Source organism: Serratia sp. BFP-2025, assembly GCF_050880365.1.
GTDB lineage: Bacteria > Pseudomonadota > Gammaproteobacteria > Enterobacterales > Enterobacteriaceae > Serratia > Serratia surfactantfaciens.
Genome location: NZ_JBPAFV010000001.1, coordinates 1,973,009 through 1,998,105, shown reverse-complemented (window position 1 = coordinate 1,998,105; position 25,097 = coordinate 1,973,009). Strand labels below are relative to the sequence as shown.

Below are 25,097 nucleotides of genomic sequence, written 5' to 3'. Positions count from 1 at the left end.
AGAGATATGCAACGCCATTTTGACGACGTTCAGGTCGGCAGTATCGAGCTGTTTTGCCTGACGGTAGAAACCGGCAGCTTCACCGCAGCGGCCAATGCCGCCGGGATAACCCCTGCGGCGGTCAGCCGCTCGGTCGCGCGGCTGGAGGCGCGATTGCAGGCGAAGCTGTTTATCCGCACGACGCGCCAGATGCGCGTCACGGATGTCGGCCAGCGTTATTACCTGGAATGCCGCCGGGCGCTGAGTCAGCTGATGGAGGCCGAGGCGAGAATTTCCGGCGAACGGGACAAACCGGTGGGCACGCTCAGCATCAGCGTGCCGACGCTGTATGCGCATTTTAGGCTGTTGCCGCGCTTGCCCGAGTTTGCGCATCGCTATCCCGATCTCAAGCTGAATCTGCACGTCAGCAATCAGAATATCGATTTCTCCGAAGATAAATTCGACGTCGCCATTCGCGGCAGCGAGCTGAACGACTCCGGCCTGGCGGCGCGGCGTCTGGAGGAGGCTGAACTGATCGTGGTGGCGACGCCGGGCTATTTGCAGCGACACCCTGCGCCGCTCACGCCGGCGGATCTGGCCCGGCACGATTGCATTCAGTATGCGTTGCCCAGCACCGGCAGAAAAACCGCCTGGACGTTTAAGGTTCAGGGCGAAAATAGCAAAGTGGAAACTGCCGGGCGCTGGCTTTGCCAGGAAGATTACCTCGCTACGCTGACGTTGGTGAAAAGCGGCGCCGGACTGATGCAGGTGTATCGCTTTACCGTCGAACAAGAGTTGAGCAGCGGGGCGCTGGTCGAGGTATTGAAAGATTACGCCGGCGCCTCGCGTCCCTTCATCCTGCTTTATCCCTATGCGCGCTTCGTCCCGCTCAAGGTACGGAAATTCATCGATTTCCTGACGCCAGCGTAGCCGCCAGCGCCAATACCGCTCCAGACACCGCCGCCGCCAACACCAGCCACGCCGGGGCCGCCCAGCCGGCCGCGGCCACGATGGAGCTCAGTGCGATCGGGCCGATCACCTGGCCGAGGTAGTTTCCCTGCATCACCAGCCCGAGGCTCAGCGGCAGCAGCGTCGGTTCCGGCGTCGCCGCCGGCGTGGCGGCCAGAATGGTGGCGGGCAGTATGCCGGCGATGGCGCAGAACAGGAAACACAGCGGGATCAGCAGGCCGTTGGGCGTCATCGGCAGAAAAATGCCGACGCCGAAGGCCCCGATCAACAGGCTGGTGGCGGCGAGCAGCGTTCTGGCGGACAGGCCGCGCGACAGCAGCACGCCGGCGGCGAGGTTGCCGATGATGTTGGCGGCCACCGCCGCCGCGCTGATACCGCCGGCGGCAGCCAGCGACAGGCCGATGCGCTGCATCAGGAAGATCGGCAGAAAGGTCATCACCGAGAAAAACTGCAGGTTGTATGTGGTGAACATCAGCGCCAGCAACAGCGGCTGACGCGCTCGCAGCATCGCTCCCAGCGCTTGCCGCAGCGGCAGAGACGGCGAGTGCGCGTCGGCGGCGCGGCGGGATGTGGTCAGCGGCAGCAGCAGGGCGGCCAGCAGCGTCAGTGCCGCACCGGCCTGCCAGCTCTGTTGCCAGTCGGCCAGATGCGGACCGAAAAACAGCGAAATGGCGATGCCCGCCGGCATAAAGGTGCTCCAGATGCCGAATACCAGGCTGCGCTGCGCCGGAGCGACGATGCGGTTCAGCACCGCCGGCGAAGCGACCACCACGATCACGAAGCCGAGCCCCTCGACAAAGCGGCTGACGATCAGCCCGCTGAAGTCGTGCAGCGTGGCACCAACGAAGCTGGCGGCGCTGATGATCAGCAGCCCGAGCGCCAGCAGGCGCCGGTCGCCCCAGCGGCGCACCAGCAGCCCGGCGGCGATGCCGGCGAACACCCCAACGAAGGGAAAGGCCGAGATGACCCAGCTGAGCGCCTCCAGCGAGCGGCCGAACTCGTCCTGCAGCGCCGGCAGCGCGATGGTGGCCTTGCCTACGTGCAGCGCCGCGGCGATGCCGGCGAACAGCACGTTGATGACGGCCAGCCAGGGCGTGGCGGCGGGGAGAACGCGGTCGATGGCGTCCGGTTTAATCGCGGTCATAACACTCTCCAGTAGCGGCAACGTCATCACTATGCCTCTGCGCTACGGCAAAGGCCGTTCAAATGCTGCGCTATCACGTGGGGAAACTATTCATTTCGAGCTTTATTGACGGTACGCCTTCGTTGTTTGGTGCGCCAGCGTGCCGCCCGGCGTGGACGCTCGCCCCCCTGCAGCGGTTTACTGTTCCGGCACGCAGCAGGCGTGTTGAATTCATTTTATAAGGAGCAGTGTATGTCAGAGATGATGAACGAGAGTGGAGCGCCGGCCATTGAATGGAGCTATGGCGGCCGGGGCGATGATATCAGCAGCAGCCTGAGCCTCGACACGGTTGAGGAGCAGCCGCAGGGCTTTCTGATGACGGTCGATCGGCCGGTGCAGATCTTTACAGAGGCGCTGTCGCCGATCATGGCCTTTGTCACGCTGCTGCGCCCGCTGTATGCCAAGACCAGCGAGGGCTTCCAGTTCGTGCCGGTTTCCAATCCCTGGACCGACGTGCAGCGCCTGCCGGCCAGCGCGGGCTATCTGGGGGTGCAGGTCAACGCCGGCCTGTTCTTCCACGGCGCCAAGCCGACGCACTATAAAGATCGCGACGGCCAGATGAAGCCTATCGACGGCGGCACTATTTTGCAGAACATCACCGTGCTGCATCAGGTGGCCCAGCCGCTGGGGCCTGGCGAAGGCGCGGTCTGAGCCGGCAGTGCTACCACGGGGCCGGACGCGGCCCCTTATCGCGCCTTGAAACCGTGCGCCGGTTGGGTAAAACTGGCTGCCTATTCAAGGAGAAGAGTATGTATAGCGACAACGAGAAAAAATTTTATATCATCCTCAACCGCAATCACGAACCGGCCACGCTGTTTAACGCCTCCTGCCATCTGACGGCGGGCATCACCGATCTGATCGAACAGCGCGAGTTTCACCATTACCCGAGCAGCCTCGACGGCGTCAGCGCCAACATGAGCCATTATCCGATCGTGATCCTGCAGGCCAAGAACAGCAGCCAGCTTAGCAACCTGATCCTGAAGTGCAAGGAAGAGGGCGTGCTGTCCAACTTCTTCACCACCACCATGCTGTCGCATTCCGCCGAGCAGCAGATCGCCGACACCGCCAACACGCCTTACGAGCAGTTGGATTTCGTGGCGGTGGCGCTCTACGGGGATACCGAGCAGCTTAAGCCGCTGACCAAGAAATTCTCCGTCTATCGCTGAAAACGCGCTATCTCAGACGCTGGCGCCGTCGTAGGCGTGGATCTGCAACGTATCCAGCGCAATGGCGGGCACACAGCGCAGGTTAACGGCGCACATCGCGGCGCCGTCCGGCGCGGTGCCGTAGGCGAAAGGCTGGGCGCCGCAGACTCGGCAGAACTGATGGCGGATCTTGTGCTGATTGAAGGTGTAGGTGCTGAGCTGGTCTTCGCCGCTGTTCAGTGTGAAGGCGGCGACGGGAAAGAAGGACAGCAGCAGCCCTTTGCGGCGGCAGATCGAACAGTTGCAGCTGAGGGCTTCGGTAGGCAGTTCGGCGTCGACGGAGAAGGTGACGGCGCCGCAGTGGCAGCTTCCCTGGAATGACATGGCGATGATCCTGTGACAGGGGAGAGTATTTGCCCAGTATAGTGCAATTTATCGTCACTCGGCCGCGCCGGGCGCGGTTTCCTTAGTAAATGCGCGGTTTTCTGTTAGGTTAGAGATTAACGTCATCAAAAGGAGAGCGCGATGTTAGAACATTACTACCCAGCGAATATGGGCGCCAAACCGGTCACGGACGAGCAGCACAAACGGCTGGTGGCGGTGCAGGCGGCGCTGGAATTGATCAAGGCCACGCTGTCGGACACCAACGACGGCAACGGCGTGGACTTTCAGCTGAAGGCGGCGGAAAAGCATATCGGTCCGATGGCCGACGCCATTCAGGAAGCCCTGAAATAACGGCTTGTCGCCAGCTAAACCGTCCATACCGGGCGGTTTTTTTTTGCGCTGATTACTGCGATTTTTTTAGTAGCGCATTGCCTTTTTACCGGCTGGTGCGGCTGCCGGCGCGGCTCTACTCTGAAGATCCCAGTCATCATCAGGTGCCCGCCCATGTTTCGCTTCAGCCTATTTTCTGTCTTATTACCGCTCAGTCGGCGCGTCACCCTGCTGGCCGGCGTAACGCTGTTTTTCAGCGGCGTGCCGCCGGCAAACGCGACGCAACGCATCGAGTTTTCGCCGGATCCCGCCGGCGCCTACCCTGAGGGCATCGCCTGGAATGCGCGCGCCGGCGCGTTTCTGGTGTCCTCCCTGCGCGGTGGCCAACTTGGGTTAGTCTATCCGGATGGTCGCTATCGGCGTTTTTCCATCGGCAAGGGGTTAATCACTACCTCCGGCATGCTGGTGGACGCCGAGCGCAACCGGGTGCTGGTGTGCAACGAAGACGTGGGCGTGTCCCTCCACTCTGCCGCCGGCACGCGCAATCGCGTAGCGCAGGTGTTGGAGTTCAGCCTCGATACCGGCGTGCTGCAGCAGAGGTACGATCTTTCATCGCTAAGCCATGGCCCGACGTTGGCCAACGATCTGACGCTCGACGCGCAGGGTAATATCTACGTGACCGACAGCTTCCAGCCGCAGATTTACAAGATTGACCGTGCAACGCGCCAGGTGTCGATTCTGGTGCGTTCGGCGCGTTTGATGCCGGCCGACGCACCCGCCGCAGCGCAGGGTACGCAGCCTTATCTCAATGGCATCGTCTATCACCCGGACGGCTTCCTGATTGCGGCGGACTACACCCGGGGGCTGCTGTGGAAAGTGACGCTGGATAACGCGCCTGCGGTAAGTGCAATCAGGTTGCCGCAACGCTTAAAAGGGCCGGACGGGTTGCGGCTCAAAAACGCCAACGAACTGGTGATCGTACAGTCTTTTCCGGGGGAAAAGGGGAGCATGTCCGGTGACGTGACGCTGCTCTCCTCGTCCGACGGCTGGGCTAGCGCGCGTACCGCCGCGGTTGCCGCGCCGCCGGAATTGGATGGGCCGACCGGCGCCGCGCTGCGCGATGGCGAGGTGTGGGTGGTCAATTCCCGTTATCCCCGGTTGTTTGCCGACGTCACTCAGGCGGAGAAAACCAGAACGTTCAGCATCGTCAAGGTTGCGTTAGAACAGCCTGCGCCAAAGGCACGCTGATCGACGCCGGTTGCCAACCCTGCCGGAATAGGATTAAATGCCGCACTGACTGTATAAATAAACAGGTGTGCTGCGATGAGTCTGATATTGAAGGGTGAAAAGATTGACCGTAACCGCTTTACCGGCGCGAAGATTGAAAACGGTAGCTTTATGCTGTGCGATTTTTCAGGCGCCGATCTGACCGGCACCGAGTTTATCGGCTGCCAGTTTTACGATAGCGACAGCCGGCAGGGGGGCAATTTCAGCCGCGCGATACTGAAAGACGCGAGTTTTAAAAGCTGCGATTTATCGATGGCGGATTTCCGTCACGCCGACGCGTTGGGCGTCGAGATCCGCGAGTGCCGCGCGCAGGGCGCCGATTTTCGCGGCGCCAGCTTTATGAATATGATCACCAGCCGCACCTGGTTTTGCAGCGCCTATATCACCAAAAGCAACCTGAGCTACGCTAACTTCGCCAAGGTGGTGCTGGAGAAGTGCGAGCTGTGGGAGAACCGTTGGCACGGCGCGCAGGTGCTCGGTGCCAGCTTCAGCGGCTCCGATCTGTCCGGCGGCGAGTTCTCTGGTTTCGACTGGCGCGCCGCCGACGTTACCGGATGCGATTTGAGCAATGCCGAACTGGGCGAGTTGGATTTGCGCACCACCGATCTGCAGGGCGTTAAAATGGACAGCCACCAGGCCGCGCAGCTGCTGGAGCGGCTGGGGATCGCGATCATCGGCTGAGCAACTGCCGCAGCCCCAGTGCGATGATCAAGGTGCCGCAGGCGCGATCGATCCAAGCCTTGCTGCGGCGGTAGGCGCCGGCGACAGGCGCGTGCGACAACACCAGGGCGACCAGCCCGTACCACAAGCTGGCTATCACCGCGACTTCCAGCAGCATGGCGAAAAAAGTCGGCGTAGAAACATGGCTGGGTGCCGCTGATGAGAAGACGGCGGCGTAAAACGCAATGGATTTGGGGTTGGCGATGTTGGTGGCGATACCCTGCAAAAAGGCGGCGCGAAAACCGCTTTTTCCGGCGGCCGCTGGGGTGCCGGAAGAGGGCGCCGCCTGGGCGATAAGCCGATAGCCGAACCACATTAAATAGCCGGCGCCGGCGACTTTAATCGCCACCGCCAACCAGGGGAACAGGGCGAAAACCACGCCGATGCCCAGAAGGGCACTGCTCGCCCAGAACAGATTGACCAGCACAATGCCGGCCACTAAGGCAAACGCCTCTGCCCGGCGTGCGGAAACGGCTTTGTGAGCGACGGCGACGAAATTAGGGCCGGGGATCACCACGCCGACAATATACACGGTGAAAACGGCGAGTACGGCGGACATATCGACCATGAAAGATTGCCTGTTACAACAAGAGTACCGTTAGTTTTATAACGAATCCCGCACAGAATCCACTCGACCAATTGCACCGGCGTCCCGATGGCGGCCGGGGAGAATTACGCATACGGCGCATGCCTGGGGCACCGAGGTGATAGCGCCCGTCGAGCGTTTGCCGAGGGGGCAGGCGAGCGACCCGGCGCTGGGCTAAACTTAAGGTGCATAAGAAACATGCGGCAAGGAGCGCCATCCTGTTCACGGTTTTGATGCGGAGGGCCGCCACTATGGCTTATCAGCATATCGTTGTCGCCACGGATCTCAGCGAAGACGCCGAGTTCCTGCTGGGCAAGGGCGCCAGGTTGGCCGCCGCGCTCAATGCCAAACTCTCCCTGATCTACATCGACATTCATCGCGCCGGTTATTACGTCGATCTGGGCGTGGGAGATTATAACTACACCGATCGCACCTTTTCGGAGCGGGTGAAGAACATGCTCAATGCGATCAAAGGGCAGTCGTCTTATCCGGTCGAAGAAGTGATCGTCAGCCGCGGCGCGTTGACGGAAGAACTGAACCGGGTGGCACAGGAAAAAGGGTTCGATCTGGTGATTTTCGGCCACCATCACGATGTCTGGAGCCGGCTGGTCTCTTCGGCTCGCCAGGCGATCAACGAGCTGAACGTCGATCTGTTGGTGGTCCCCATCGAGAAAAAATAGTCGCGGCCGCCTCTGGGCGGCTGCCGTTTTTCATTCGCATCGCTTATCTCTGTATGACCATAACCGCTGATTCGCAATAATTCCGCCGGCTGACAATCCGGCTTGTGAATAGTGACTGCCCGTAATTTTATTTTCTCTATCAGTATGTTGGCCAAAATCCGATAAAGGTTAACCCAGCGCATTGAAATAGCTGACATACCTCCTTTTGGTTAATAAACCGCACGTTTTGACTGGCTCTCAGGGGGACTGCGACTTATCCTCGGGTCATGAGATTTGTATGACTTATATAAATACGTTCACATGGAGGAGGTCTCATGCGTTTTGACAATAAAGTCGTGGTTATCACCGGTGCGGGCAATGGCATGGGGGAAGCGGCGGCGCGGCGTTTCTCCGCCGAGGGCGCGATCGTGGTGCTGGCCGACTGGGCCAAGGAAGCGGTAGACAAAGTCGCCGCTTCACTGCCGAAGGGCCGGGCGATGGCGGTGCATATCGACGTATCCGATCACGTCGCGGTTGAAAAAATGATGAATGAGGTGGCGGAAAAGCTGGGCCGCATCGACGTCCTGCTGAACAACGCCGGCGTGCATGTGGCGGGCAGCGTGCTGGAAACCAGCATCGACGACTGGCGTCGCATCGCCGGGGTCGATATCGACGGCGTGGTGTTCTGTTCCAAATTTGCCTTGCCGCACCTGCTGAAAACCAAAGGCTGCATCGTCAATACCGCGTCGGTGTCCGGCCTGGGCGGCGACTGGGGCGCGGCTTATTACTGCGCGGCGAAAGGCGCGGTGGTCAACCTGACGCGCGCCATGGCGCTGGATCACGGTGGTGACGGCGTGCGCATCAACTCGGTCTGCCCGAGCCTGGTGAAAACCAACATGACCAACGGCTGGCCGCAGGAGATCCGCGACAAGTTCAATGAGCGCATCGCGTTAGGCCGTGCGGCGGAGCCGGAAGAAGTGGCGGCGGTGATGGCGTTCCTGGCCAGCGACGACGCCAGCTTTATCAATGGCGCCAACATTCCGGTCGATGGCGGGGCGACCGCCTCGGACGGCCAACCGAAGATCGTCTAAGCGTTAACCCACAGGCCCGGCCAGGATGACCGGGCCTGCTATTTTAGACGCCGATACGATCGCGCAGCGTGTAGTAGGCCGCGCCGATGGCGGTGAACGGGATCTGCAGATTGCGCCCGCCGAAGAACGGCAGGTGCGGCAGCTTGGCGAAGGCGTCGAAGCGTTCGGCGTCGCCGCGCATCAGCTCGGCGATCAGCTTGCCCGCCAGATGGGTGCAGGTCACGCCGTGGCCGCTGTAGCCCTGCATGTAATATACGTTATTCTCCAACCGGCCGAACTGCGGCATGCGCGACAGCGTCAGCAGGAAGTTGCCGGTCCAGCGATAGTCGATACGCACCCCTTTCAGCTGCGGGAAGGTCTTCAGCAGCTTTGGCCGGATCAGGTTGTCGATGTCGTCCGGATCGCGCGCGCCATATACCACGCCGCCGCCGTACAGCAGGCGATGATCGGCGGTGATGCGGTAATAATCCAACAGGTAGTTGCAGTCCTCCACGCAGTAGTTCTGCGGGATCAGCGCCTGCGCGATCTCCGGCGCCAGCGGTTCGGTGGCCACCACCTGGGTGCCGCACGGCATGCTGCGCTTGGCCAGCCGCGGCTCCAGCTTGTCGCCCAGATAGGCGTTGCCGGCGACGATGACGAAGCGCGCCTTCACCTGGCCGTTGGCGGTGCTGATGAGCGCCGGTTCGCCGTGGCGGATGTTCGTTACCGCCGATTGCTCGAAGATGCGCCCACCCTGCAGGCGAATCGCCTCGGCCTCGCCCAGCGCCAGGTTGAGCGGATGGATGTGGCCGCCGCTGTGATCGAGCAGCGCGCCGACGTAGCGATCGCTGGCGACCTCCTGGCGCAGCCGATCCGCATCAAGCAGCTCGAGCTGAGTATTGCCGTAGCGTTCCCAGTTGCGCTTTTGCTCGATCAGCGCATGGAACTGCTTGTTGTTCAGCGCGGCGAAGATGCCGCCGGGGCGATAGTCGCAGTCGATGGCGTAGCGGCTGATGCGGCTGCGGATGATCTCCGCGCCTTCGAACATCATGCTGCCGAGCAGGCGGGCGCTTTCCGCGCCGTAGCGCTCTTCAATCACATCGATGTCGCGGCTGTAAGAGTTAACCAACTGGCCGCCGTTGCGGCCGCTGGCGCCGAAACCGATGCGCGCCGCTTCCAGCACCACCACGTCGTAACCGGCCTCTACCAGGAACAGCGCGGACGAGAGGCCGGTATAGCCGCCGCCGATCACGCAGACGTCGCATTCGATCGATTCATTCAATTGCGGATAGGGCTGATGAGCGTTGGCCGTGGCCGCATAGTAGCTTTTTACGTGTTCAGTCATGATGTAAGCCCTTATTCCAGCGAGATCCAGGTGGTTTTCAATTCGGTGAATTTGTCCAGTGCATGCAGCGATTTGTCGCGGCCGTTGCCGCTCTGCTTATAGCCGCCGAACGGCACGGTCATGTCGCCGTCGTTGTAGTTGTTGACGAACACAGTGCCGGCTTTCAGTTGGCGCGCCATGCGGTGCGCACGCGCCAGATCGCGGGTCCAGACCGCGGCGCCGAGGCCGTAGTCGCTATCGTTGGCCAGCTGCAGCGCCTGTTGCTCGTCGTCGAACGCCGTCACCGCCAGCACCGGGCCGAAAATTTCATCGCGCGCCACGCTCATGGCGTTGTTCACCTGGGTGAGGATGGTCGGCCCCAGATAGCCGGCGTGGTCGCCCTGCGGATGGTCGCGCCCGTCGAGGAACAGCGCGGCGCCCTGGCTCAGCCCCCGATCGATATAGCCGGCCACTTTCTCGCAGTGGCCGCTGTCGATCAGCGTGCCCATCACCGTGGCGGGATCGAGCGGGTCGCCGGGGATGAAGGCCGCCGCGTGTTTGCGCAGCGCTTGCAGGAATTCTTGCTGAATGCTCGCTTCGACCAGCAGGCGAGTGCCGGCGATGCACACCTGCCCCTGATTATAGAAGATGCCGGCGGCGGCGCTGCGGGCGGCCTGATCGAGATCCGGGCAGTCGGCGAAGACGATGTTGGCGCTTTTGCCGCCGGCCTCCAGCCAGACGCGTTTCATGTTCGACTCGCCGGCGTAGATCATCAGCTGCTTCGCCACCAGCGTGGAGCCGGTGAAGGTGAGGGCGTCGACGTCGCGGTGCAGCGCCAGCGCTTTGCCGGCGTCGTGCCCATAGCCGGGTACCACGTTCAGCACGCCGTCCGGCAGCCCGGCCTGCTGCGCCAGTTTGCCGAGCAGGATGGCGCTCAGCGGCGATTTTTCGGAGGGTTTGAGCACCACGCTGTTGCCGGCAGCCAGCGCCGGGCCGAGCTTCCAGCAGGCCAGCAGCAGCGGGAAGTTCCAGGGCACGATGGCGCCGACCACGCCGATCGGCTCGCGCTCGATCAGCGCCAGCGCGTCGCGACCGGTGGGGGCGATTTCACCGTACACCTTATCGATTGCTTCGGCGTACCAGCGGATGCAGCGGATGGCGCCCGGCACGTCGTCGCGCAGGCTGTGGCGAATCGGTTTGCCGGTGTCCAGCGTTTCCAGCAGTGCCAGCTCTTCGTGATGCTGCTCCATCAGCTCGGCGAAGCGCAGCAGCGTGGCCTTGCGCTGCGCCGGCGCGGCCTGGGCCCAGTCGCCGCGCTCAAAGGCGGCGCGCGCTGCGTTGACCGCCCGATCGATGTCGGCGGCTTCGCCGCGCGCGACCTGCGCCAGCTCACGGCGGCCGGCAGGATCTTCCACGGCGAAACTTTTCCCCGCGGCGGCCGGCTGGTAGCGGCCGTCGATAAACAGCTGGTGCTCAATCTTCAGGGCCTGCGCCCGTTGTTGCCAATACTGCAAATGGTGAAAGTTCATGCCTGGCTCCGTTGATCAGAATGTCGTCGGCGTATGGGCGCTGATAATCCGGCAAATGCGCGCCGACGTGTTGCTGAAACTGTGGGGGATGCCGGTATTGATGGCGTAGCTCTGCCCGGCCAGCAGGTGATAGCTCTGGCCGTTGACCTGCAGCACCACTTCGCCTTCCAGCAGCGTGCCGATCTCTTCCCCCTGGTGTTTGATGCGCTCACCGGTAGTGGTGCCCGGTTCGTAGGTTTCGATCATCATCGCCAGCGTGCGGTTCGGGTCGCCGTTGTGGATAAGCTTCATCGAAACGCCCTGGCTGCCGATTTCGATCAGATCGTCACTGCTTATCACGATCTGCGGTTCTGCCGGTTTTTCCGGCTCGGCGAAAAACGCCGACAGCGACAGACCGTATACCGTCAGCAACTTTTGCAGCGTGCTGATGGCCGGGCTGACCTTGTCCTGCTCGATAGTGCTGATGGCGCTGTGGGTTAACCCAGACAGTTCGGCGACCCGGCGCTGCGACAACCCCAATTGTTGACGGATCTGCGACAGACGTTTTCCCGGTGCCAAGCTGACGTCGCTCATGGGCGTTTTTCCTTTTGATAGTTCCGACAGGCGGTGATGAAACCATCAAACAACAGGCGCGACAGGGCGTACTCGTCGCTGTTCCACTCAGGGTGCCACTGCACGCCGAGCGCAAAGGGCTGATCGCGCACGCTGATCGCCTCCACCAGCCCGTCGGCGGCGTGCGCCTCGATGCGAATACTGGCGCCCAGGGTTTTGGCACCCTGGCCGTGCAGCGAGTTCACCCAGAATCTGTTGCAATCCGGTATCAGTTGCGAAAGCAGCCCCCCTTCCTGAACGATCACTTCGTGGGCGGGGGCGTATTGCTGTTCCAGCGGCAGGTCGTGATCTTCACGATGTTCCAGCAGCTCGGGCAGTTCATACAGGCGGCGATGCAGGGTGCCTTGAGTGGCGACCACCATCTCTTGCATGCCGCGGCAAATGGCGAAAAGGGGAATGCGCCTGTCGAACGCCTGGCGGATCAGCGCCAGGCTCAACGCGTCTCGACCAGGATCGGCGTCAGGCTCATCGCCGTTTTCACCATAAAGGTGCGGCTGCACATTACTGGGGCTGCCCGGCAGCAAAATACCGTCGAGGCGCGGCAACAGTTCCGCCAGCATTTCCGGCTCCGCCAGCGCGTGTGGCAGGGCGATCGGCAAACCGCCGGCGGTGATAACGGCATTCAGGTACTTTTCTTGCAAGGTCTGTGTGAGGTGCCCGTTTAACCTATACCTGCACATGACGACACCGATGACTGGCCTGTTAAATATATTGTCCATGCTATCCCCTTGGTACGTTCGAAATTATGAACGACAAGCTGTCATACCGCCTATTTCGTTCAATATTCTATAAATCTAGCAGTCGATTGGCCAATATTCAAACCAAAAGTAACACTTGCAAAACAAATTTGTTTCATCTACGTTTCATTTGTGGGCATTATATTGAACAATACGGTCAATAAACATCGACGACAGCAAAACACAAACGGCGGGTGAACCATGCAGACCAACATCGTAGAAGTGGAAAACTTTGTTCAGCACAGTGAAGAGAGACGAAGTAGCGCGTTCCAGCGCGAAGTGAAGAAGTACCTGGAACGTTATCCATTAACGCAACATGTCGACGTACTGTTGACCGATCTGAACGGCAGCTTCCGCGGCAAACGCATCCCGGTCGGCGGCCTGAGCAAGCTGGAGAAGGGCTGTTACTTCCCGGCGTCGGTATTTGCGATGGATATTCTCGGCAACGTGGTGGAAGAAGCCGGGCTGGGGCAGGAGCTGGGAGAGCCGGATCACGTGTGCGTGCCGGTGCCGGGCACGTTGACGCCGTCGGCGGCGGATCCGCAATATATTGCGCAGGTGCTGCTCACCATGCTGGATGAAGATGGCACTCCCTTTGACGTTGAACCGCGCAATGTGCTGAACCGAGTGTGGCAGCGTTTGCGTCAGCGCGGGCTCTCCCCCGTGGTAGCGGTAGAGTTGGAGTTCTATCTCATCGATCGTCAGCGCGATGCGGAGGGCTATCTGCAGCCGCCGTGCGCGCCGGGCACCCAAGAGCGCAACACCCAAAGCCAGGTCTATTCCGTCGATAACCTGAACCATTTCGCCGACGTACTGAGCGAGATCGACGAACTGGCGCGTTTGCAGGGCATTCCTGCGGACGGCGCGGTGGCGGAGGCGTCGCCGGGGCAGTTCGAGGTCAATCTGCATCATACCGACGACGTGCTGCAAGCCTGCGACCACGCGCTGGCGCTGAAGCGGCTGGTACGCATGGTGGCCGAGAACCACAACATGCAGGCGACCTTTATGGCCAAGCCTTATGAGGAGCACGCCGGCAGCGGCATGCACGTGCACATCAGCATGCTGAACGCGCAAGGCGACAACGTGCTCGCCGACGACGACGGTGAAGATTCGGCGCTGTTGAAACAGGCGCTGGCGGGCATGATCGCCCTGATGCCGTCCTCGATGGCGCTGCTGGCGCCGAACGTCAACGCGTATCGCCGCTTCCAGCCCGGCATGTATGTGCCGACCCAGGCTTCCTGGGGGCATAACAACCGCACCGTGGCGCTGCGCATTCCCTGCGGCGATCGCGACAACCACCGCGTGGAGTACCGCGTGGCGGGCGCCGACGCCAACCCGTATCTGGTGATGGCGACCATTCTGGCCGGCATCGTTTACGGCCTGGAAACCGCGCTGCCGCTGCCTGAACCGGTGACCGGCAACGGTCTGGAACAGGACGGGCTGCCGTTCCCGATCCGCCAGAGCGACGCGCTGTACGAGTTCGAACACCAGCCGGTGCTCAATGCGCTGCTGGGTGAACGCTTCAGCCACGTCTACCTGGCCTGCAAAACCGATGAGCTGGTGCAGTTTGAGCGCCTGATCACCGAAACCGAAATCGAGTGGATGCTGAAAAACGCCTGATCCCGCTCACCTGGCACTACCGCGCGCGTCCGGCGCATTTCATCGGCTCTCCTGTGGCCGGTGAGGCTGCGCGCTGCGGTACAGAATTTCTTCTATCACGGCGTACAGGACGCCGACGAGGAAATAACCATGACTCAGTCATCCCCATGCGCAGGCGTTTGCCTGTGCCGCAGTGCCTACGGGCCGGTCGCCGGCCGCCCGACAGTGACCCCAAACCGTTTTTCCCGCCGCCTGAACTGCAGTTTCCCCGCGGCCTCTCTGAATCACGTTGCACGATTGACAGCAGAGGACCAAGAGGGGAACTGCCATGACGATTAAAGCCATCGACAGCGGCCCAGCGGGCAAACCGCAGCTGCGCAAATCCCTTAAGCTGTGGCAGGTGGTGATGATGGGCCTGGCCTATCTGACGCCGATGACGGTGTTCGACACCTTCGGCATCGTCTCCGGCCTCACCGACGGCCATGTGCCGACCTCTTATCTGCTGGCGCTGGCCGGCGTGCTGTTCACCGCCATCAGCTACGGCAAACTGGTGCGCCAGTTTCCCACCGCCGGCTCCGCCTACACCTATGCGCAGAAAGCGATCAACCCGCACGTCGGTTTTCTGGTGGGGTGGTCGTCGCTGCTGGATTATCTGTTCCTGCCGATGATCAATACGCTGTTGGCGAAGATTTACCTGACCGCGCTGTTCCCGGAAGTGCCGCCCTGGGTGTGGGTGGTGGGCTTCGTTATCCTGATTACCGCCATCAACCTGAAAAGCGTCAATCTGGTGGCCAACTTCAATACCCTGTTCGTGCTGGCGCAGGTGGCGATCATTCTGGTGTTCATCTATCTGGTGGTGCGCGGCCTGCACAACGGCGAGGGGATGGGCACGGTGTGGAGCCTGCGGCCGTTCCTCAGCGAGAACGCCCACCTGTTGCCGATCATTACCGGCGCCACCATTCTGTGCTTCTCGTTCCTCGGCTTCGATGCGGTCACCACGTTGTGCGAAGAGACGCCCGACGCCGCCAAGGTGATCCCGCGCGCCATCTTCCTGACCGCACTGTACGGCGGGGTGATCTTTATCAGCGTGTCGTTCTTCATTCAGCTGTTTTTCCCGTCCATTCAACGTTTCCACCAGCCCGACGCCGCGCTGCCGGAGATCGCGCTGTACGTCGGCGGCAAGCTGTTCCAGTCGATCTTCCTGTGCGTGACCTTTATCAACACGTTGGCTTCCGGCCTGGCGTCGCACGCCAGCGTGTCGCGCCTGCTGTACGTGATGGGGCGCGATAACGTGTTCCCGGAAAAATTCTTCGGCTATATCCACCCCAAATGGCGCACGCCGGCGCTGAACGTGTTGATGGTCGGGCTGGTGGCGTTGTCGGCGCTGTCGTTCGATCTGGTTACCGCCACGGCGCTGATCAACTTTGGCGCACTGGTGGCCTTCACCTTCGTCAACCTGTCGGTGATCAGCCACTTCTTCATCCGCGAAGGGCGCAACAAAAGCTGGAAAGATCGCTTCAACTTCCTGTTCCTGCCGCTGGTGGGGGCGCTGACGGTGGGGGTGCTGTGGCTGAACCTGGAGAAAAGCTCGCTGACCATGGGGCTTATCTGGGCGACGCTGGGCTTCGGCTATTTGGCCTGGCTGACGCGGCGTTTTCGCCAGCCGCCGCCGCAGCTCGAGCGGCAGCCGCAGCAATAAAATCACAGGCGGGAATTTCCCGCCTTTCTTTTTGACGCGTGCGGCAGTAGAGTGAAAAACTCGATAAAAAATAACCCATTGGACCTGTCTTATGCCCGCTTTGCCCTCGCGTACCCGCGCTACGCTGTTCGGTTTGTTGGCTATCGTGTTGTGGAGCAGCGTCGTTGGCCTGATCCGCAGCGTCAGCGAAGGGCTGGGGCCGATCGGCGGCGCGGCGATGATCTACAGCGTCAGTGCGGCGTTCTTGCTGGTGGCGCTCGGCGTACCGAAATGGCGCAGCTTTCCTCGGCCTTACCTGATCGTCGGCAGCCTGCTGTTCGTCAGCTACGAGATCTGTCTGTCGCTGTCGCTCGGCTATGCCAATACCCGCCTGCAGGCGATAGAAGTGGGCATGATCAACTACCTGTGGCCCTGTTTCACCGTGCTGATGGCGCTGGCGCTCAACGGGCAACGGGCGAAATGGTGGCTGCTGCCGGGGCTGCTGCTGTCGCTGTTCGGCATCGGTTGGATCATGAGCGGCGAGGGCGGCTGGTCGGCGGCGCAGATGCTGGCCAACGTGCGCAGCAACCCGCTCAGCTACGCGCTGGCGTTCAGCGGTGCGGTGATCTGGGCGCTGTATTGCAACCTGACCAAGAAGATCGCTCAGGGCAGCAACGGCGTGGTGCTGTTTATCGTGCTGACCGCGCTGGCGCTGTGGCTGAAGTACGCCTTCAGTACGGAGAGCGGCATGCAGTTCAACGTCGGGGTGACCGTAACGCTGCTGTGCGCCGGGGTAGCGATGGGCGCGGGGTACGCCGCCTGGAACGTCGGCATTTTGCACGGCAACATGACGCTGCTGGCCACCGTCTCCTATTTTACCCCGGTGCTGTCAGCGGTGTTCGCCGCGCTGGTGTTGCACACCTCGCTGACCGTCAATTTCTGGCAGGGCGTGGCGATGGTCATCCTCGGCTCACTGATCTGTTGGCGGGCAACTCGCGGAAATTAACGGAAATTATCTGCCGTCGGCGCAATGTTGGACTAGAATTTAACTAGCCATGTTGCCTGAAGGAACGACGATGATGAGAAGCGACATTCAATTTATTCAACAACCCGATATCGACGCGCATCACTATGAGCGCGGCGATACCGTGCGCCTGACCACGGCGAATCTGCGGCACGAGTATCAGCTAGATGTGTATATTTTGCGCCGCGACGACAAGCTGATTTACGGTTCGGTCGTCGCGGCGGCGCCCAAGACCGATATTCCGGTCGCCAGCTGGGAGGTCAAAAACGGCGAAGAGGTGGCGTTCCGCCAGGAAAACATCGCCAAGGCGGTGCCGGCGGTGAACTGACTTCGCTGTGCGCGTTTTCCCCCGATTCTGATGAATGCCGACGTTTATGCGTCGGCTTTTTCTTTTCCACGCTGCGATGACGAGCAGGGTGACGTCCTGATGACATTTGGCTCAAAAACTGCGCTAAAAATCGATGTGCATGACAAAAATCACAGCGAATGTGAATTTGCATGAAACATAATTTGACAAATGTGAACGCAATCGATTACCTATTCGCGAAATGCGTAACTGGATCACAGATTCTTACAGTCAGTGGTTTCTATAATGCGCGCGTCATCCGAGTTTCTGTGTGAAGACAACGCCAGGTGTCGGCAGACTCATTGTCATCTTTTCTAAACGGGCAGGAAATGGCCCTTTAAGCATGTGGTAATAAAATGAAAAAAATAGCTCTCGCAGCAGGTGTACTGCTCGCAGCGTCTTACAGTGCATCATCAATGGCTGATAGCAAAGACAGTCAATATGTCTCCGACTGGTGGCACCAGAGCGTTAACGTGGTGGGCAGCTACCACACCCGCTTCGGACCGCAGCTGAACAACGACGTGTATCTCGAATATGAAGCCTTCGCCAAGAAAGACTGGTTCGATTTCTACGGTTACGTTGACGTGCCGAAATTCTTCGGCGTGGGCAACACGCCGGATCGCGGCATCTGGAACAAAGGTTCGCCGCTGTTTATGGAGATCGAACCGCGCTTCTCCATCGACAAGCTGACCGGCACCGATCTGAGCTTCGGTCCGTTCAAAGAGTGGTACTTCGCCAACAACTACATCTATGACCTGGGCCATAACGCCGACGGCCGTCAGAACACCTGGTACATGGGTCTGGGCACCGATATCGACACCGGCCTGCCGATGAGCCTGTCGATGAACATCTATGCCAAATACCAGTGGGAAAACTACCAGGCTGCCAATGAGAACAGCTGGGACGGTTACCGCTTCAAGGTGAAGTACTTCGTGCCGCTGACCCAGGTGTGGGGCGGCAACCTGAGCTACATCGGCTTCACCAACTTCGACTTCGGCTCCGATCTGGGCAAGGACAGCCACTGGGTTGACGGCACCGGCAAACAGGTGCGCACCGGCAACTCGATCGCCTCCAGCCACATTTTGGCGCTGAACTACGATCATTGGCACTATTCTTTCGTGGCGCGTTATTTCCATAACGGTGGCCAGTGGCAGGATGGCGCGGATATCGGTACGCCGCAGGGCCCGATCAAGTCTACCGGTTGGGGTTATTACCTCGTGGTTGGCTATAACTTCTGATTTTCCGTGTTATCAGAAACAGAAAACCCCGCCTGGCGGGGTTTTTTTTCGTCATCACTGGGCTTGTTCAACCGGGAGATGCTTCACCGGCATAAACAGCCTGCCTTTGATCACGTGACATTCATTATTTATCCAACTAATGATTTGTTCACGGCTGACGCCTTCCGACTGCGCATAACGATGAAGATCGCCGTTAAAGTGCCGAGTGATGTATTCCATGAGGGTCATTTGCACGTCTCTTGCTCCTGAACGCCCACCCGTTGCCAGACTGGCCACCGCGGGAGGTTGAGGTTTCTCAGACAGCGAATGTAAATTATCGGCAACTAAATCTCAACATAAAGCACCACATTGGTGCGGCGGAAAGGGTAAAAAGAGTCCCGCACGGAGAGGCGGGAAGTGTTCGCTATTATCATTATGGATGATAAGAATAAGATTTGAGGTGCGACGAAAAAGAGCACGCTAACTCTTTCTTGTTACTCTGCCAAATTAACGAAAGGCTTATTTTTCTTCAAGAAAAATCCGAAGTTGGTTTCGGAATTTTCGAGGGATTTTGCGTCAGAGCAAGCTTTGGACGCGATCGCCGTAAAACCGCACCGCCATCTCGGAGTTTTCCTTATACTTTGTCTGGAAAAGGCCAACTATAGTAAACAGAGTCACCCATGCAGGAATACATAACATGAACAAAGGTCGTACGACGCTTACGGTGTTAGCGCTGATTGCATCGCTGGGATTGTCATCCGCACCGGCTTTGGCCGACAAAGGCGGTAACGGCAACGGTAACGGCCATGGCAACAGCGGTAACAACGGTAACCATGGCAATAACGGTAATCACGGCAATAATGGCAATCACGGTAACAAAGGCAATAAAGACCAATACGATAACGGCGTCTATCGCAACGACAACAATCTGATCACCGTCACCCTCTCGCGCGATCGCGCCCGTTCGCTGGCGCACAACCATGGGCTGACCGGCTACCGTTCGTTGCCGCCGGGCATCGCCAAGAATCTGGCGCGCGGCAAGCCGCTGCCGCCGGGCATCGCCAAAAAAGTGGTGCCGTACTCGATGCTGCGTGAACTGCCGCAGTACCCGGGTTATGAGTGGCGTATCGCCGGCGATGATCTGGTGCTGGTTGCGCTCAGCACCGCGATTGTGGCTTCCGTGATCAATGGCGTGTTCAACTAACGCCTGTGGAGCATGATCAGGCCTCGCTGCGGCGGGGCCTTTTTATTTGCCAGCGTCGGGCTGACGTGGTGAACTTTGTGCCTGACGTTTTCACTGCATGACATGATGATAAGGAGATGCCATGTTCAGGGCGTTGTTGATAGCTTGTTGTTTGACCAGTTTTCCGGCGTTGGCGGACGGCACCGCCGCTCTCGGCGAGCTGGTGAACCAACGATTGTCGCTGATGAAAGACGTCGCCGGTTACAAGGCGCAGCAGCATTTGCCGATCGAAGACCTGGCGCAAGAGGCGAAGGTGTTGGCCAGCGCGCAGGAGGAGGCGGGGCGTTTGGGGCTGGAGCCGGCGTCGGTGCGGCCTTTTATCGCCGCGCAGATGGATGCCGCCAAGGCGATTCAGTACCGCTATCGTGCCGACTGGCTGGCGAGTCCGGAAACCGGTTGGCAACCGCGCCCGTTGGCTCAGGTGCGCGCGCAGATCGCGCAGCTGAGCAGCCAGATACTGCAGCGTCTGGCGGAGCGGCTGCGCGCCGGCCCACTCGACGAGGCGGATCGGGCGGCGTTTATGGCGTCCGTAGATCAGATGAATCTTAGTGCCGCCGACAAACGGCGGCTGGCGGATGCGCTGTTGACGGTCAAAGCCGCGCGCGCACGCTGAGCGTCAGTCGCGGCCGACGGTGCTGCGACGGAAGGTCAGCATTCGGCTGCGGTTGGCGATGAGATCCACGTTGTAACCGCGGAAATAGAGGCAAAAGCGTTTCAACCACGGGCCGTCCTGGCACTCGACCAGCATGCGCCCCTGGCCCAACGGGCTGAGCGTGCCGGTCTGCGCCGCCGGGCCGACGCCGATATGCACCCGATCGCCGCAAATTTCAAAGGCGGTACGATAGTGCGGGTGATACCACAGCCCCTGTACATGCTTCAGGCAGTCGCCGTTGGCCGTCACCGGCAGGAAACGGCGTGCCACGTGGCCGACCTCGCCCTCGACCGCTTCGCCGGTCCACTTCAATTTGATTGGCATATGGGCGGACAGCGACACCGCATAGCCGTCCTCGCCCTGATACAGCGGTTCGCCGCTGCCCAGATAGGCCAGGTTGCCGTCTTTGACCTCCAGCCAGTGCGGCTCGGCCAGCGTGGCGTAGAGGCCATCGGGGATCGCCGCGCTGCGCTGCGGCAAAGGTTCGCCCAGCAGCGTCGCCATCACCTGTAAGACCATACCGAAGCTGTCGCAGTCTTCGCGGTTGGCCACCAGCGCCACGCCGGCCTGGCGGTCGGGCGCCAGCAGGAAATAGGTTTTGTAACCGGCGTGGGAGCCGCCATGGCCCAGCAAGCGGCGGCGGCCCAGCGGCGTCTGCGCCAGCCCCAGGCCATAGGCGCTGAGCTGGCCCTGATTGAGGCGGCGCGGTGCGCTGAGTTGCGCCAGCACGCCCTGGCCGGGCCCTTCGTCGGCCAGCAGCGTCTGCAGCCAGCGGGTGAGGGCGTTGACGCTGCCGGTCAGGCTGCCGGAGGCGGAAAGGTGCAGGCCGGCACTGGCGTGCTGCCAGCCCTGCGGCGCCCGCCAGTAACCCGGCACCAGCCCCGGCACCACGTCGAACCAGCTTTCCGGCGCCCGCATTTGCACCTGCAGCGGTTGGGCGATACGCTGTTGCACCAGCTGGTCGAAATCAAACCCCTTGCTGCGCAGCGCCGCTTCCAGCAGCCGATAGCCGGTATTGCTGTAGGCGATCTCGCTGCCGGCTTCATAATTCAGCTTTTCCAGCCCCTCGACAAACTGCATCACCGGCTGCGCCTCGCTGACGGCGTGCAGCGATATGCCGAGCAAGCCGAGCGTTTCGCGCACGTCGGGCAGGCCGCCGGTCATGTCCAGCGCCTGGCCGACGGTGACGTCCGCCAACGCGGGCTGCAGAGCGGGCAACAGCTCACCCAGACGCTGCTCCAGCCGAATGGCGCGATCGGTGGCGTTCAGCGCCAGCGCGGCGAAGATGTGCTTGGTCACTGAGGCATAACGCACCACGCTGTCGGCGGTGAAGGGCGTATTTTGCGCCAGATCGGCCAGGCCGGCGCAGGCGGTGGCGCGGAGTTGTTCGGCGTCAAACAGGGTGATGGCGCCGCCGGGTTCACCACGCCGTTGCCAGCCGGCCAACAGTTGTTCGGCGACGGCGCCGGCAGCGCGCCAGTTTAACGGTGTTACAGACATAGGGCCTCCAGAGTGATGGTTCGAAACGGGCCAGCTCGGCCACACGCCGCCCGATGCTGGTAAAGAGCGCGGGCTTTTCGGCTGATTGTGGCGCAGTGCGTTTTTCGTCGGCCGCTGTTTTGTGCGCTGTTTAGACCAGTTAGCGAGGAATCACGCGAAACTTTGATATAGAGCGCAGATTGCTGGCGGCGTTGCGGTTAAGGCGGGAGAAAAACAGGCGCCCTGCGGCGCCTGTAAAAGGGGGATTAATTCAGTCTGGCGGCGCCGTCCAACAGGCTTTCAATCATCTGCTTGAGCAGACGCTGCAGCGAGGCGGCGCGCTGCGGTTCAAACGCGTAAGGATACTGTTCGGACATGTAGTTCACCTGCGCCAGTTCAAGCTGGATCGCATGCTGTTGCTGCTGCGGCTGACCGTAGGCACGGGTGATGTAACCGCCCTTGAAACGGCCGTTCAGTACGTGGGTGTACTGTTGTTGTTGCTCACAGCAGGCAACCAGTCGATCGCTCAGCGCCTGAGCGCAGCTTTCGCCGCCGTTGGTACCGAGGTTGAGATCCGGCAGCTGGCCGTCGAACAGCCGCGGGATTACCGAGGCGATGGAGTGCGCGTCGAACAGCAGCGCGTAGCCGTGCCGCGCTTTGAGGCGCGCCAGCTCGTTTTGCAGCTGCTGATGGTAAGGCTGCCAAATCTGCTGCAGATAGCCGGCGCGTTCTTCGTCCGTCGGCGCTTGGCCCGGCAGGAAGCTTGGGCGGCCGTCGAACAGCACGTCGGGATACAGGCCGGTGGTGGCGGTGGTGTACAGCGGCTTGTCGTCCGCCGGACGGTTCAGGTCGATGACGAAGCGCGAATAGTTGCCGACCAGCACGCTGGCGCCCATTGCCCGGGCGAAATCGTACAGCTGCGGAATGTGCCAGTCGGTATCGGGCAGCGGACGGGCGTCGTCGGTCAGCCCGGCCTCGACCGCCGGCGTGAGTTGCGTACCGGCGTGCGGGATGCTGATCAGCAGCGGCAGGCTGCCGGTCTGGAAGCTAAAAGGATCGCGAATGGTCATTGACGTACTTCTCCTCGGAAAATCACCGTACAGGGCAGCTGGCCGCCCAACCAATAAGCCAGTTCCGCCGGCCGCGACAGCGGCCAGTGAACGAAGTCGGCTACCTTGCCGGTTTCCAGCGTGCCATGGCTGTGTTGCAGCCCCAGCGCTTTGGCGGCGTGGGTAGTGACGCCAGCCAGCGCTTCTTCCGGCGTCAGACGGAACAGCGTGCAGGCCATGTTGATCATCAGGCGCAGCGACAGCGCCGGCGAGGTGCCGGGGTTGGCGTCGCTGGCGATCGCCATCGCCACGCGGTGCTGGCGAAACAGCTCCACCGGCGGGCACTGGGTTTCGCGCAGCAGGTAATAGGCGCCGGGCAGCAGCACCGCCACGGTGCCGGCGTCGCCCATGGCGCGGGCGTCTTGTTCGGTGGCGTATTCGAGGTGGTCGGCGGAGAGCGCGTGATGGCGCGCCGCCAGCGTGCTGCCGCCGAGCGCGGAAAGCTGCTCGGCGTGCAGTTTGACCGGCAGACCGGCGGCTTCGGCGGCGGCGAAGACCCGCTCCACCTGCGCCGGGGAGAACGCCAGATGTTCGCAGAAGGCGTCAACCGCATCCGCCAGGCCGGCGGCCGCGGCCTGAGGAATGATGGTGTCGCAGACCAGATCGATATAGTCGTCGGCGCGGTTGGCGTACTCCGGCGGCAGCGCATGGGCCGCCAGACAGGTGGTTTTCACCTCGACCGGCAGCAGCTCGCCCAACTTGCGCGCCACCCGCAGCATTTTCAGTTCGCTTTCCGGGCTGAGGCCGTAGCCGGATTTGATTTCCACGCAGGTGACGCCTTCCGCCAGCAGCGGCCGCAGGCGGAACAGCGCCTGCTCCAGCAGCAGCGCTTCGTCGGCTTCGCGGGTGGCTTTGACGGTGGAGATGATGCCGCCGCCCTGCGCGGCGATGTCGGCGTAGCTTACGCCGTTCAACCGTTGTTCGAACTCGCCGCTGCGGTTGCCGCCGAACACCAGGTGCGTGTGGCAGTCGACAAAGCCGGGGGTGATGATGCCGCCGTCGAATTTCACCGTTTCGTCCGCGATCAGGCCTGGTGGCAGCGCCGCATGTTCGCCAATCCAGACGATCTTGCCGTCGCGCACGGCGATCGCGCCGTCGGTCAGGGTGTGATATTTGCCGTCGCGCATGGTGACGATATCGGCGCCGTGCCACAGGCTGTCGCAGTGAATCTCAGACGTCATTGCTTTCCTCCGCCGGAGCCGCAGCTCCCACATGGTTGTATATACAATTAAAAACAACCTAACGCATTCACCGGGATGCCACAAGAGGCGGGCGAGATTTTGTTATCAGGATGTGATCGACAGCGGAGATGCGGGCGCAGGGCGCGCCCGCCGGGGGTCAGACTTCGCTGGTGAAGCGGCCGAACAGCTGATAGCGGCTGCCGGGGTACAGCAATCGTGCCGAGGTCACCACGGTTTTACCGGACCAGGTGCGGCGGTGGATCAGCAGGCCGGGTTCGTGATCCTCCAGCTGCAGCAGCTCTCGCTCGCGCCGGGTAGGGATCACCGCTTCGACGATGTGTTCGCCGGCGGTCAGCGGCGCGGCCTGGGTCAGGTAGGTGTAAGGGGTGACGCGGTCGAAATCCTGTTTAAGGTAATCCGGCGCCACCAGCGGGTTGACGCAGCGGTCTTCCACCTGCACCGGCACGTCGTTTTCGTAATGCACGATCTGCGAATAGAACAGCCGCTGGCCGGGCTGAATGCCCAGCGCCGTCGCTTCTTCATCGCTGGCCGCCCGGGCCTTCAGTTCGAGGATTTTGCTGCTGTGGCGATGGCCGCGCGCGGCGATCTCGTCGGCGATGTTGTGCACTTCCAGCAGCGCGGTATGCGCCTTGGCTTCGGCGACGAAGGTGCCGACGCCCTGCATGCGGATCAAAAAACCTTCGCTGGTCAGCTCGCGCAGCGCGCGGTTGATGGTCATGCGGCTGACGCCCAGTTCCGCCACCAGTTCACTTTCGGAGGGCACGCGCTGGTGCGGTTGCCAATGCCCCGCACGAATTTGATTCACGATCGCCTGTTTGACCCGTTGGTAGATCGGGGCGGGGGCATCGCTCATTGCAGCCGCCAGTTGTAACACGGTCTGTTGTTCAGCCACGACGTTAACCTCGTCAAATAAAAAAATAATAACACCAGTTTACTGTTGATGTTGGCGTATGTATATGTATATACAACTAGGGGCCGTCGCGCCAGAAACTTGCCGACGACCGACAAAAATTCCTGAATGCGCGCCATCGCCG

At 61.1% G+C, this 25,097-nt stretch carries 27 protein-coding genes; 15 read left to right on the top strand and 12 right to left on the bottom strand.

Annotation, left to right across the window (positions count from 1 at the left end; all coding sequences use genetic code 11):
* Positions 1–6 precede the first annotated feature (6 nt).
* The gene (locus tag ACRAWE_RS09380; protein WP_063919268.1) at positions 7–909 is read left to right on the top strand and encodes a LysR family transcriptional regulator; all 903 of its coding nucleotides are present in this window, start codon (positions 7–9) and stop codon (positions 907–909) included.
* On the opposite strand, the gene ACRAWE_RS09375 is transcribed toward ACRAWE_RS09380, so the two are convergent.
* Complete coding sequence (locus tag ACRAWE_RS09375) at positions 884–2,092, bottom strand: MFS transporter (protein ID WP_063919269.1); 1,209 nt, start codon at positions 2,090–2,092, stop codon at positions 884–886. The two genes, ACRAWE_RS09380 and ACRAWE_RS09375, sit on opposite strands and share 26 nt — an antisense overlap.
* Before the next feature lie 231 nt (positions 2,093–2,323).
* On the opposite strand from ACRAWE_RS09375, the gene ACRAWE_RS09370 reads away from it, so the two are divergent.
* Positions 2,324–2,782 (top strand): hypothetical protein, encoded by a 459-nt coding sequence (locus tag ACRAWE_RS09370; protein WP_019454825.1) that lies wholly within the window; start codon positions 2,324–2,326, stop codon positions 2,780–2,782.
* Between the two features lie 98 nt (positions 2,783–2,880).
* Positions 2,881–3,297: a DUF2000 domain-containing protein gene (locus tag ACRAWE_RS09365; RefSeq protein WP_004941246.1), complete on the top strand. Its 417-nt coding sequence runs from the start codon at positions 2,881–2,883 to the stop codon at positions 3,295–3,297.
* 12 nt (positions 3,298–3,309) lie between these two features.
* Here ACRAWE_RS09365 and ACRAWE_RS09360 read toward each other — a convergent pair whose 3' ends face one another.
* Entirely contained in the window at positions 3,310–3,660 is a 351-nt protein-coding gene (locus tag ACRAWE_RS09360) for a GFA family protein (protein WP_019454826.1), read from the bottom strand.
* A gap of 141 nt (positions 3,661–3,801) precedes the next feature.
* Between ACRAWE_RS09360 and ACRAWE_RS09355 the strand changes: the two genes are divergently transcribed.
* The 3 genes from ACRAWE_RS09355 (at position 3,802) to ACRAWE_RS09345 (ending at position 5,958) form a co-directional block, all read left to right on the top strand.
* The gene (locus ACRAWE_RS09355) at positions 3,802–4,011 is read left to right on the top strand and encodes a hypothetical protein (RefSeq protein ID WP_025160266.1); all 210 of its coding nucleotides are present in this window, start codon (positions 3,802–3,804) and stop codon (positions 4,009–4,011) included.
* Positions 4,012–4,164: 153 nt separating this feature from the next.
* Complete coding sequence (locus tag ACRAWE_RS09350; RefSeq protein WP_154747028.1) at positions 4,165–5,238, top strand: SMP-30/gluconolactonase/LRE family protein; 1,074 nt, start codon at positions 4,165–4,167, stop codon at positions 5,236–5,238.
* Positions 5,239–5,313: 75 nt separating this feature from the next.
* Positions 5,314–5,958 carry a Qnr family pentapeptide repeat protein gene (locus ACRAWE_RS09345; protein ID WP_154747029.1) on the top strand — a complete coding sequence of 215 codons (645 nt, stop codon included), beginning with the start codon at positions 5,314–5,316 and terminating at the stop codon, positions 5,956–5,958.
* On the opposite strand, the gene ACRAWE_RS09340 is transcribed toward ACRAWE_RS09345, so the two are convergent.
* Positions 5,948–6,565, bottom strand: coding sequence for a LysE family translocator (locus ACRAWE_RS09340; protein WP_019454830.1), 618 nt, complete (start codon positions 6,563–6,565; stop codon positions 5,948–5,950). The two genes, ACRAWE_RS09345 and ACRAWE_RS09340, sit on opposite strands and share 11 nt — an antisense overlap.
* 269 nt (positions 6,566–6,834) lie before the next feature.
* Between ACRAWE_RS09340 and ACRAWE_RS09335 the strand changes: the two genes are divergently transcribed.
* Together ACRAWE_RS09335 and ACRAWE_RS09330 are read left to right on the top strand one after the other, a co-directional pair.
* Positions 6,835–7,263, top strand: a complete 429-nt coding sequence (locus ACRAWE_RS09335; RefSeq protein WP_019454831.1) for a universal stress protein — start codon at positions 6,835–6,837, stop codon at positions 7,261–7,263.
* A gap of 314 nt (positions 7,264–7,577) precedes the next feature.
* Entirely contained in the window at positions 7,578–8,333 is a 756-nt protein-coding gene (locus ACRAWE_RS09330) for an SDR family NAD(P)-dependent oxidoreductase (protein ID WP_016928044.1), read from the top strand.
* A 43-nt stretch (positions 8,334–8,376) separates the two neighbouring features.
* Here the strand turns inward: ACRAWE_RS09330 and ACRAWE_RS09325 are convergent, their stop codons facing one another.
* From ACRAWE_RS09325 to puuD, 4 genes are read right to left on the bottom strand one after another with little or no spacing between them, the layout of a single operon-like run.
* Positions 8,377–9,657, bottom strand: coding sequence for an NAD(P)/FAD-dependent oxidoreductase (locus tag ACRAWE_RS09325; protein ID WP_019454832.1), 1,281 nt, complete (start codon positions 9,655–9,657; stop codon positions 8,377–8,379).
* An 11-nt stretch (positions 9,658–9,668) separates the two neighbouring features.
* Positions 9,669–11,165, bottom strand: coding sequence for an aldehyde dehydrogenase PuuC (puuC, locus tag ACRAWE_RS09320; protein ID WP_019454833.1), 1,497 nt, complete (start codon positions 11,163–11,165; stop codon positions 9,669–9,671).
* Between the two features lie 15 nt (positions 11,166–11,180).
* Positions 11,181–11,738, bottom strand: a complete 558-nt coding sequence (gene puuR / locus ACRAWE_RS09315) for an HTH-type transcriptional regulator PuuR (RefSeq protein WP_019454834.1) — start codon at positions 11,736–11,738, stop codon at positions 11,181–11,183.
* Positions 11,735–12,496 carry a gamma-glutamyl-gamma-aminobutyrate hydrolase gene (gene puuD, locus ACRAWE_RS09310; protein WP_025160264.1) on the bottom strand — a complete coding sequence of 254 codons (762 nt, stop codon included), beginning with the start codon at positions 12,494–12,496 and terminating at the stop codon, positions 11,735–11,737. Before puuD ends, puuR begins: the two co-directional genes overlap by 4 nt.
* Before the next feature lie 219 nt (positions 12,497–12,715).
* Between puuD and ACRAWE_RS09305 the strand changes: the two genes are divergently transcribed.
* From ACRAWE_RS09305 to ACRAWE_RS09285, 5 genes are all read left to right on the top strand, one after another.
* Positions 12,716–14,134, top strand: coding sequence for a glutamine synthetase family protein (locus ACRAWE_RS09305; RefSeq protein ID WP_019454836.1), 1,419 nt, complete (start codon positions 12,716–12,718; stop codon positions 14,132–14,134).
* Positions 14,135–14,441: 307 nt separating this feature from the next.
* A complete protein-coding gene (locus ACRAWE_RS09300) occupies positions 14,442–15,812 on the top strand; it encodes an APC family permease (protein WP_019454837.1) in 1,371 nt (456 codons plus the stop codon).
* 91 nt (positions 15,813–15,903) lie between these two features.
* The gene (yddG, locus tag ACRAWE_RS09295) at positions 15,904–16,797 is read left to right on the top strand and encodes an aromatic amino acid DMT transporter YddG (RefSeq protein WP_432525268.1); all 894 of its coding nucleotides are present in this window, start codon (positions 15,904–15,906) and stop codon (positions 16,795–16,797) included.
* 73 nt (positions 16,798–16,870) lie between these two features.
* Positions 16,871–17,143 (top strand): hypothetical protein, encoded by a 273-nt coding sequence (locus ACRAWE_RS09290; protein ID WP_025160263.1) that lies wholly within the window; start codon positions 16,871–16,873, stop codon positions 17,141–17,143.
* A 374-nt stretch (positions 17,144–17,517) separates the two neighbouring features.
* The gene (locus ACRAWE_RS09285) at positions 17,518–18,399 is read left to right on the top strand and encodes a nucleoside-specific channel-forming protein Tsx (protein WP_025160262.1); all 882 of its coding nucleotides are present in this window, start codon (positions 17,518–17,520) and stop codon (positions 18,397–18,399) included.
* 54 nt (positions 18,400–18,453) lie between these two features.
* Here the strand turns inward: ACRAWE_RS09285 and ACRAWE_RS09280 are convergent, their stop codons facing one another.
* Entirely contained in the window at positions 18,454–18,633 is a 180-nt protein-coding gene (locus ACRAWE_RS09280; RefSeq protein WP_025160261.1) for a hypothetical protein, read from the bottom strand.
* 442 nt (positions 18,634–19,075) lie between these two features.
* On the opposite strand from ACRAWE_RS09280, the gene ACRAWE_RS09275 reads away from it, so the two are divergent.
* Both ACRAWE_RS09275 and ACRAWE_RS09270 read left to right on the top strand, forming a co-directional pair.
* Complete coding sequence (locus tag ACRAWE_RS09275; protein ID WP_019454842.1) at positions 19,076–19,582, top strand: anti-virulence regulator CigR family protein; 507 nt, start codon at positions 19,076–19,078, stop codon at positions 19,580–19,582.
* A 121-nt stretch (positions 19,583–19,703) separates the two neighbouring features.
* Positions 19,704–20,234 (top strand): chorismate mutase, encoded by a 531-nt coding sequence (locus ACRAWE_RS09270; protein WP_211130495.1) that lies wholly within the window; start codon positions 19,704–19,706, stop codon positions 20,232–20,234.
* A gap of 3 nt (positions 20,235–20,237) precedes the next feature.
* On the opposite strand, the gene ACRAWE_RS09265 is transcribed toward ACRAWE_RS09270, so the two are convergent.
* The 4 genes from ACRAWE_RS09265 to hutC form a co-directional block, all read right to left on the bottom strand.
* Positions 20,238–21,773, bottom strand: a complete 1,536-nt coding sequence (locus ACRAWE_RS09265) for a serine hydrolase domain-containing protein (RefSeq protein ID WP_063919276.1) — start codon at positions 21,771–21,773, stop codon at positions 20,238–20,240.
* Between the two features lie 245 nt (positions 21,774–22,018).
* Positions 22,019–22,822: an N-formylglutamate deformylase gene (gene hutG / locus ACRAWE_RS09260; RefSeq protein WP_432525267.1), complete on the bottom strand. Its 804-nt coding sequence runs from the start codon at positions 22,820–22,822 to the stop codon at positions 22,019–22,021.
* Positions 22,819–24,042 (bottom strand): imidazolonepropionase, encoded by a 1,224-nt coding sequence (hutI, locus tag ACRAWE_RS09255; RefSeq protein WP_063919278.1) that lies wholly within the window; start codon positions 24,040–24,042, stop codon positions 22,819–22,821. Before hutI ends, hutG begins: the two co-directional genes overlap by 4 nt.
* Before the next feature lie 157 nt (positions 24,043–24,199).
* Complete coding sequence (gene hutC / locus ACRAWE_RS09250; RefSeq protein ID WP_025160260.1) at positions 24,200–24,955, bottom strand: histidine utilization repressor; 756 nt, start codon at positions 24,953–24,955, stop codon at positions 24,200–24,202.
* Positions 24,956–25,097: the final 142 nt, after the last annotated feature.

What these genes read in the sequence shown, in the direction of transcription:
- ACRAWE_RS09380 (WP_063919268.1), top strand. Translation starts at nt 7, where the DNA reads ATGCAACGCCATTTTGACGACGTTCAGGTCGGCAGTATCGAGCTGTTT.
- ACRAWE_RS09375 (WP_063919269.1), bottom strand. Translation starts at nt 2,092, where the DNA reads ATGACCGCGATTAAACCGGACGCCATCGACCGCGTTCTCCCCGCCGCC.
- ACRAWE_RS09370 (WP_019454825.1), top strand. Translation starts at nt 2,324, where the DNA reads ATGTCAGAGATGATGAACGAGAGTGGAGCGCCGGCCATTGAATGGAGC.
- ACRAWE_RS09365 (WP_004941246.1), top strand. Translation starts at nt 2,881, where the DNA reads ATGTATAGCGACAACGAGAAAAAATTTTATATCATCCTCAACCGCAAT.
- ACRAWE_RS09360 (WP_019454826.1), bottom strand. Translation starts at nt 3,660, where the DNA reads ATGTCATTCCAGGGAAGCTGCCACTGCGGCGCCGTCACCTTCTCCGTC.
- ACRAWE_RS09355 (WP_025160266.1), top strand. Translation starts at nt 3,802, where the DNA reads ATGTTAGAACATTACTACCCAGCGAATATGGGCGCCAAACCGGTCACG.
- ACRAWE_RS09350 (WP_154747028.1), top strand. Translation starts at nt 4,165, where the DNA reads ATGTTTCGCTTCAGCCTATTTTCTGTCTTATTACCGCTCAGTCGGCGC.
- ACRAWE_RS09345 (WP_154747029.1), top strand. Translation starts at nt 5,314, where the DNA reads ATGAGTCTGATATTGAAGGGTGAAAAGATTGACCGTAACCGCTTTACC.
- ACRAWE_RS09340 (WP_019454830.1), bottom strand. Translation starts at nt 6,565, where the DNA reads ATGGTCGATATGTCCGCCGTACTCGCCGTTTTCACCGTGTATATTGTC.
- ACRAWE_RS09335 (WP_019454831.1), top strand. Translation starts at nt 6,835, where the DNA reads ATGGCTTATCAGCATATCGTTGTCGCCACGGATCTCAGCGAAGACGCC.
- ACRAWE_RS09330 (WP_016928044.1), top strand. Translation starts at nt 7,578, where the DNA reads ATGCGTTTTGACAATAAAGTCGTGGTTATCACCGGTGCGGGCAATGGC.
- ACRAWE_RS09325 (WP_019454832.1), bottom strand. Translation starts at nt 9,657, where the DNA reads ATGACTGAACACGTAAAAAGCTACTATGCGGCCACGGCCAACGCTCAT.
- puuC (WP_019454833.1), bottom strand. Translation starts at nt 11,165, where the DNA reads ATGAACTTTCACCATTTGCAGTATTGGCAACAACGGGCGCAGGCCCTG.
- puuR (WP_019454834.1), bottom strand. Translation starts at nt 11,738, where the DNA reads ATGAGCGACGTCAGCTTGGCACCGGGAAAACGTCTGTCGCAGATCCGT.
- puuD (WP_025160264.1), bottom strand. Translation starts at nt 12,496, where the DNA reads ATGGACAATATATTTAACAGGCCAGTCATCGGTGTCGTCATGTGCAGG.
- ACRAWE_RS09305 (WP_019454836.1), top strand. Translation starts at nt 12,716, where the DNA reads ATGCAGACCAACATCGTAGAAGTGGAAAACTTTGTTCAGCACAGTGAA.
- ACRAWE_RS09300 (WP_019454837.1), top strand. Translation starts at nt 14,442, where the DNA reads ATGACGATTAAAGCCATCGACAGCGGCCCAGCGGGCAAACCGCAGCTG.
- yddG (WP_432525268.1), top strand. Translation starts at nt 15,904, where the DNA reads ATGCCCGCTTTGCCCTCGCGTACCCGCGCTACGCTGTTCGGTTTGTTG.
- ACRAWE_RS09290 (WP_025160263.1), top strand. Translation starts at nt 16,871, where the DNA reads ATGAGAAGCGACATTCAATTTATTCAACAACCCGATATCGACGCGCAT.
- ACRAWE_RS09285 (WP_025160262.1), top strand. Translation starts at nt 17,518, where the DNA reads ATGAAAAAAATAGCTCTCGCAGCAGGTGTACTGCTCGCAGCGTCTTAC.
- ACRAWE_RS09275 (WP_019454842.1), top strand. Translation starts at nt 19,076, where the DNA reads ATGAACAAAGGTCGTACGACGCTTACGGTGTTAGCGCTGATTGCATCG.
- ACRAWE_RS09270 (WP_211130495.1), top strand. Translation starts at nt 19,704, where the DNA reads ATGTTCAGGGCGTTGTTGATAGCTTGTTGTTTGACCAGTTTTCCGGCG.
- ACRAWE_RS09265 (WP_063919276.1), bottom strand. Translation starts at nt 21,773, where the DNA reads ATGTCTGTAACACCGTTAAACTGGCGCGCTGCCGGCGCCGTCGCCGAA.
- hutG (WP_432525267.1), bottom strand. Translation starts at nt 22,822, where the DNA reads ATGACCATTCGCGATCCTTTTAGCTTCCAGACCGGCAGCCTGCCGCTG.
- hutI (WP_063919278.1), bottom strand. Translation starts at nt 24,042, where the DNA reads ATGACGTCTGAGATTCACTGCGACAGCCTGTGGCACGGCGCCGATATC.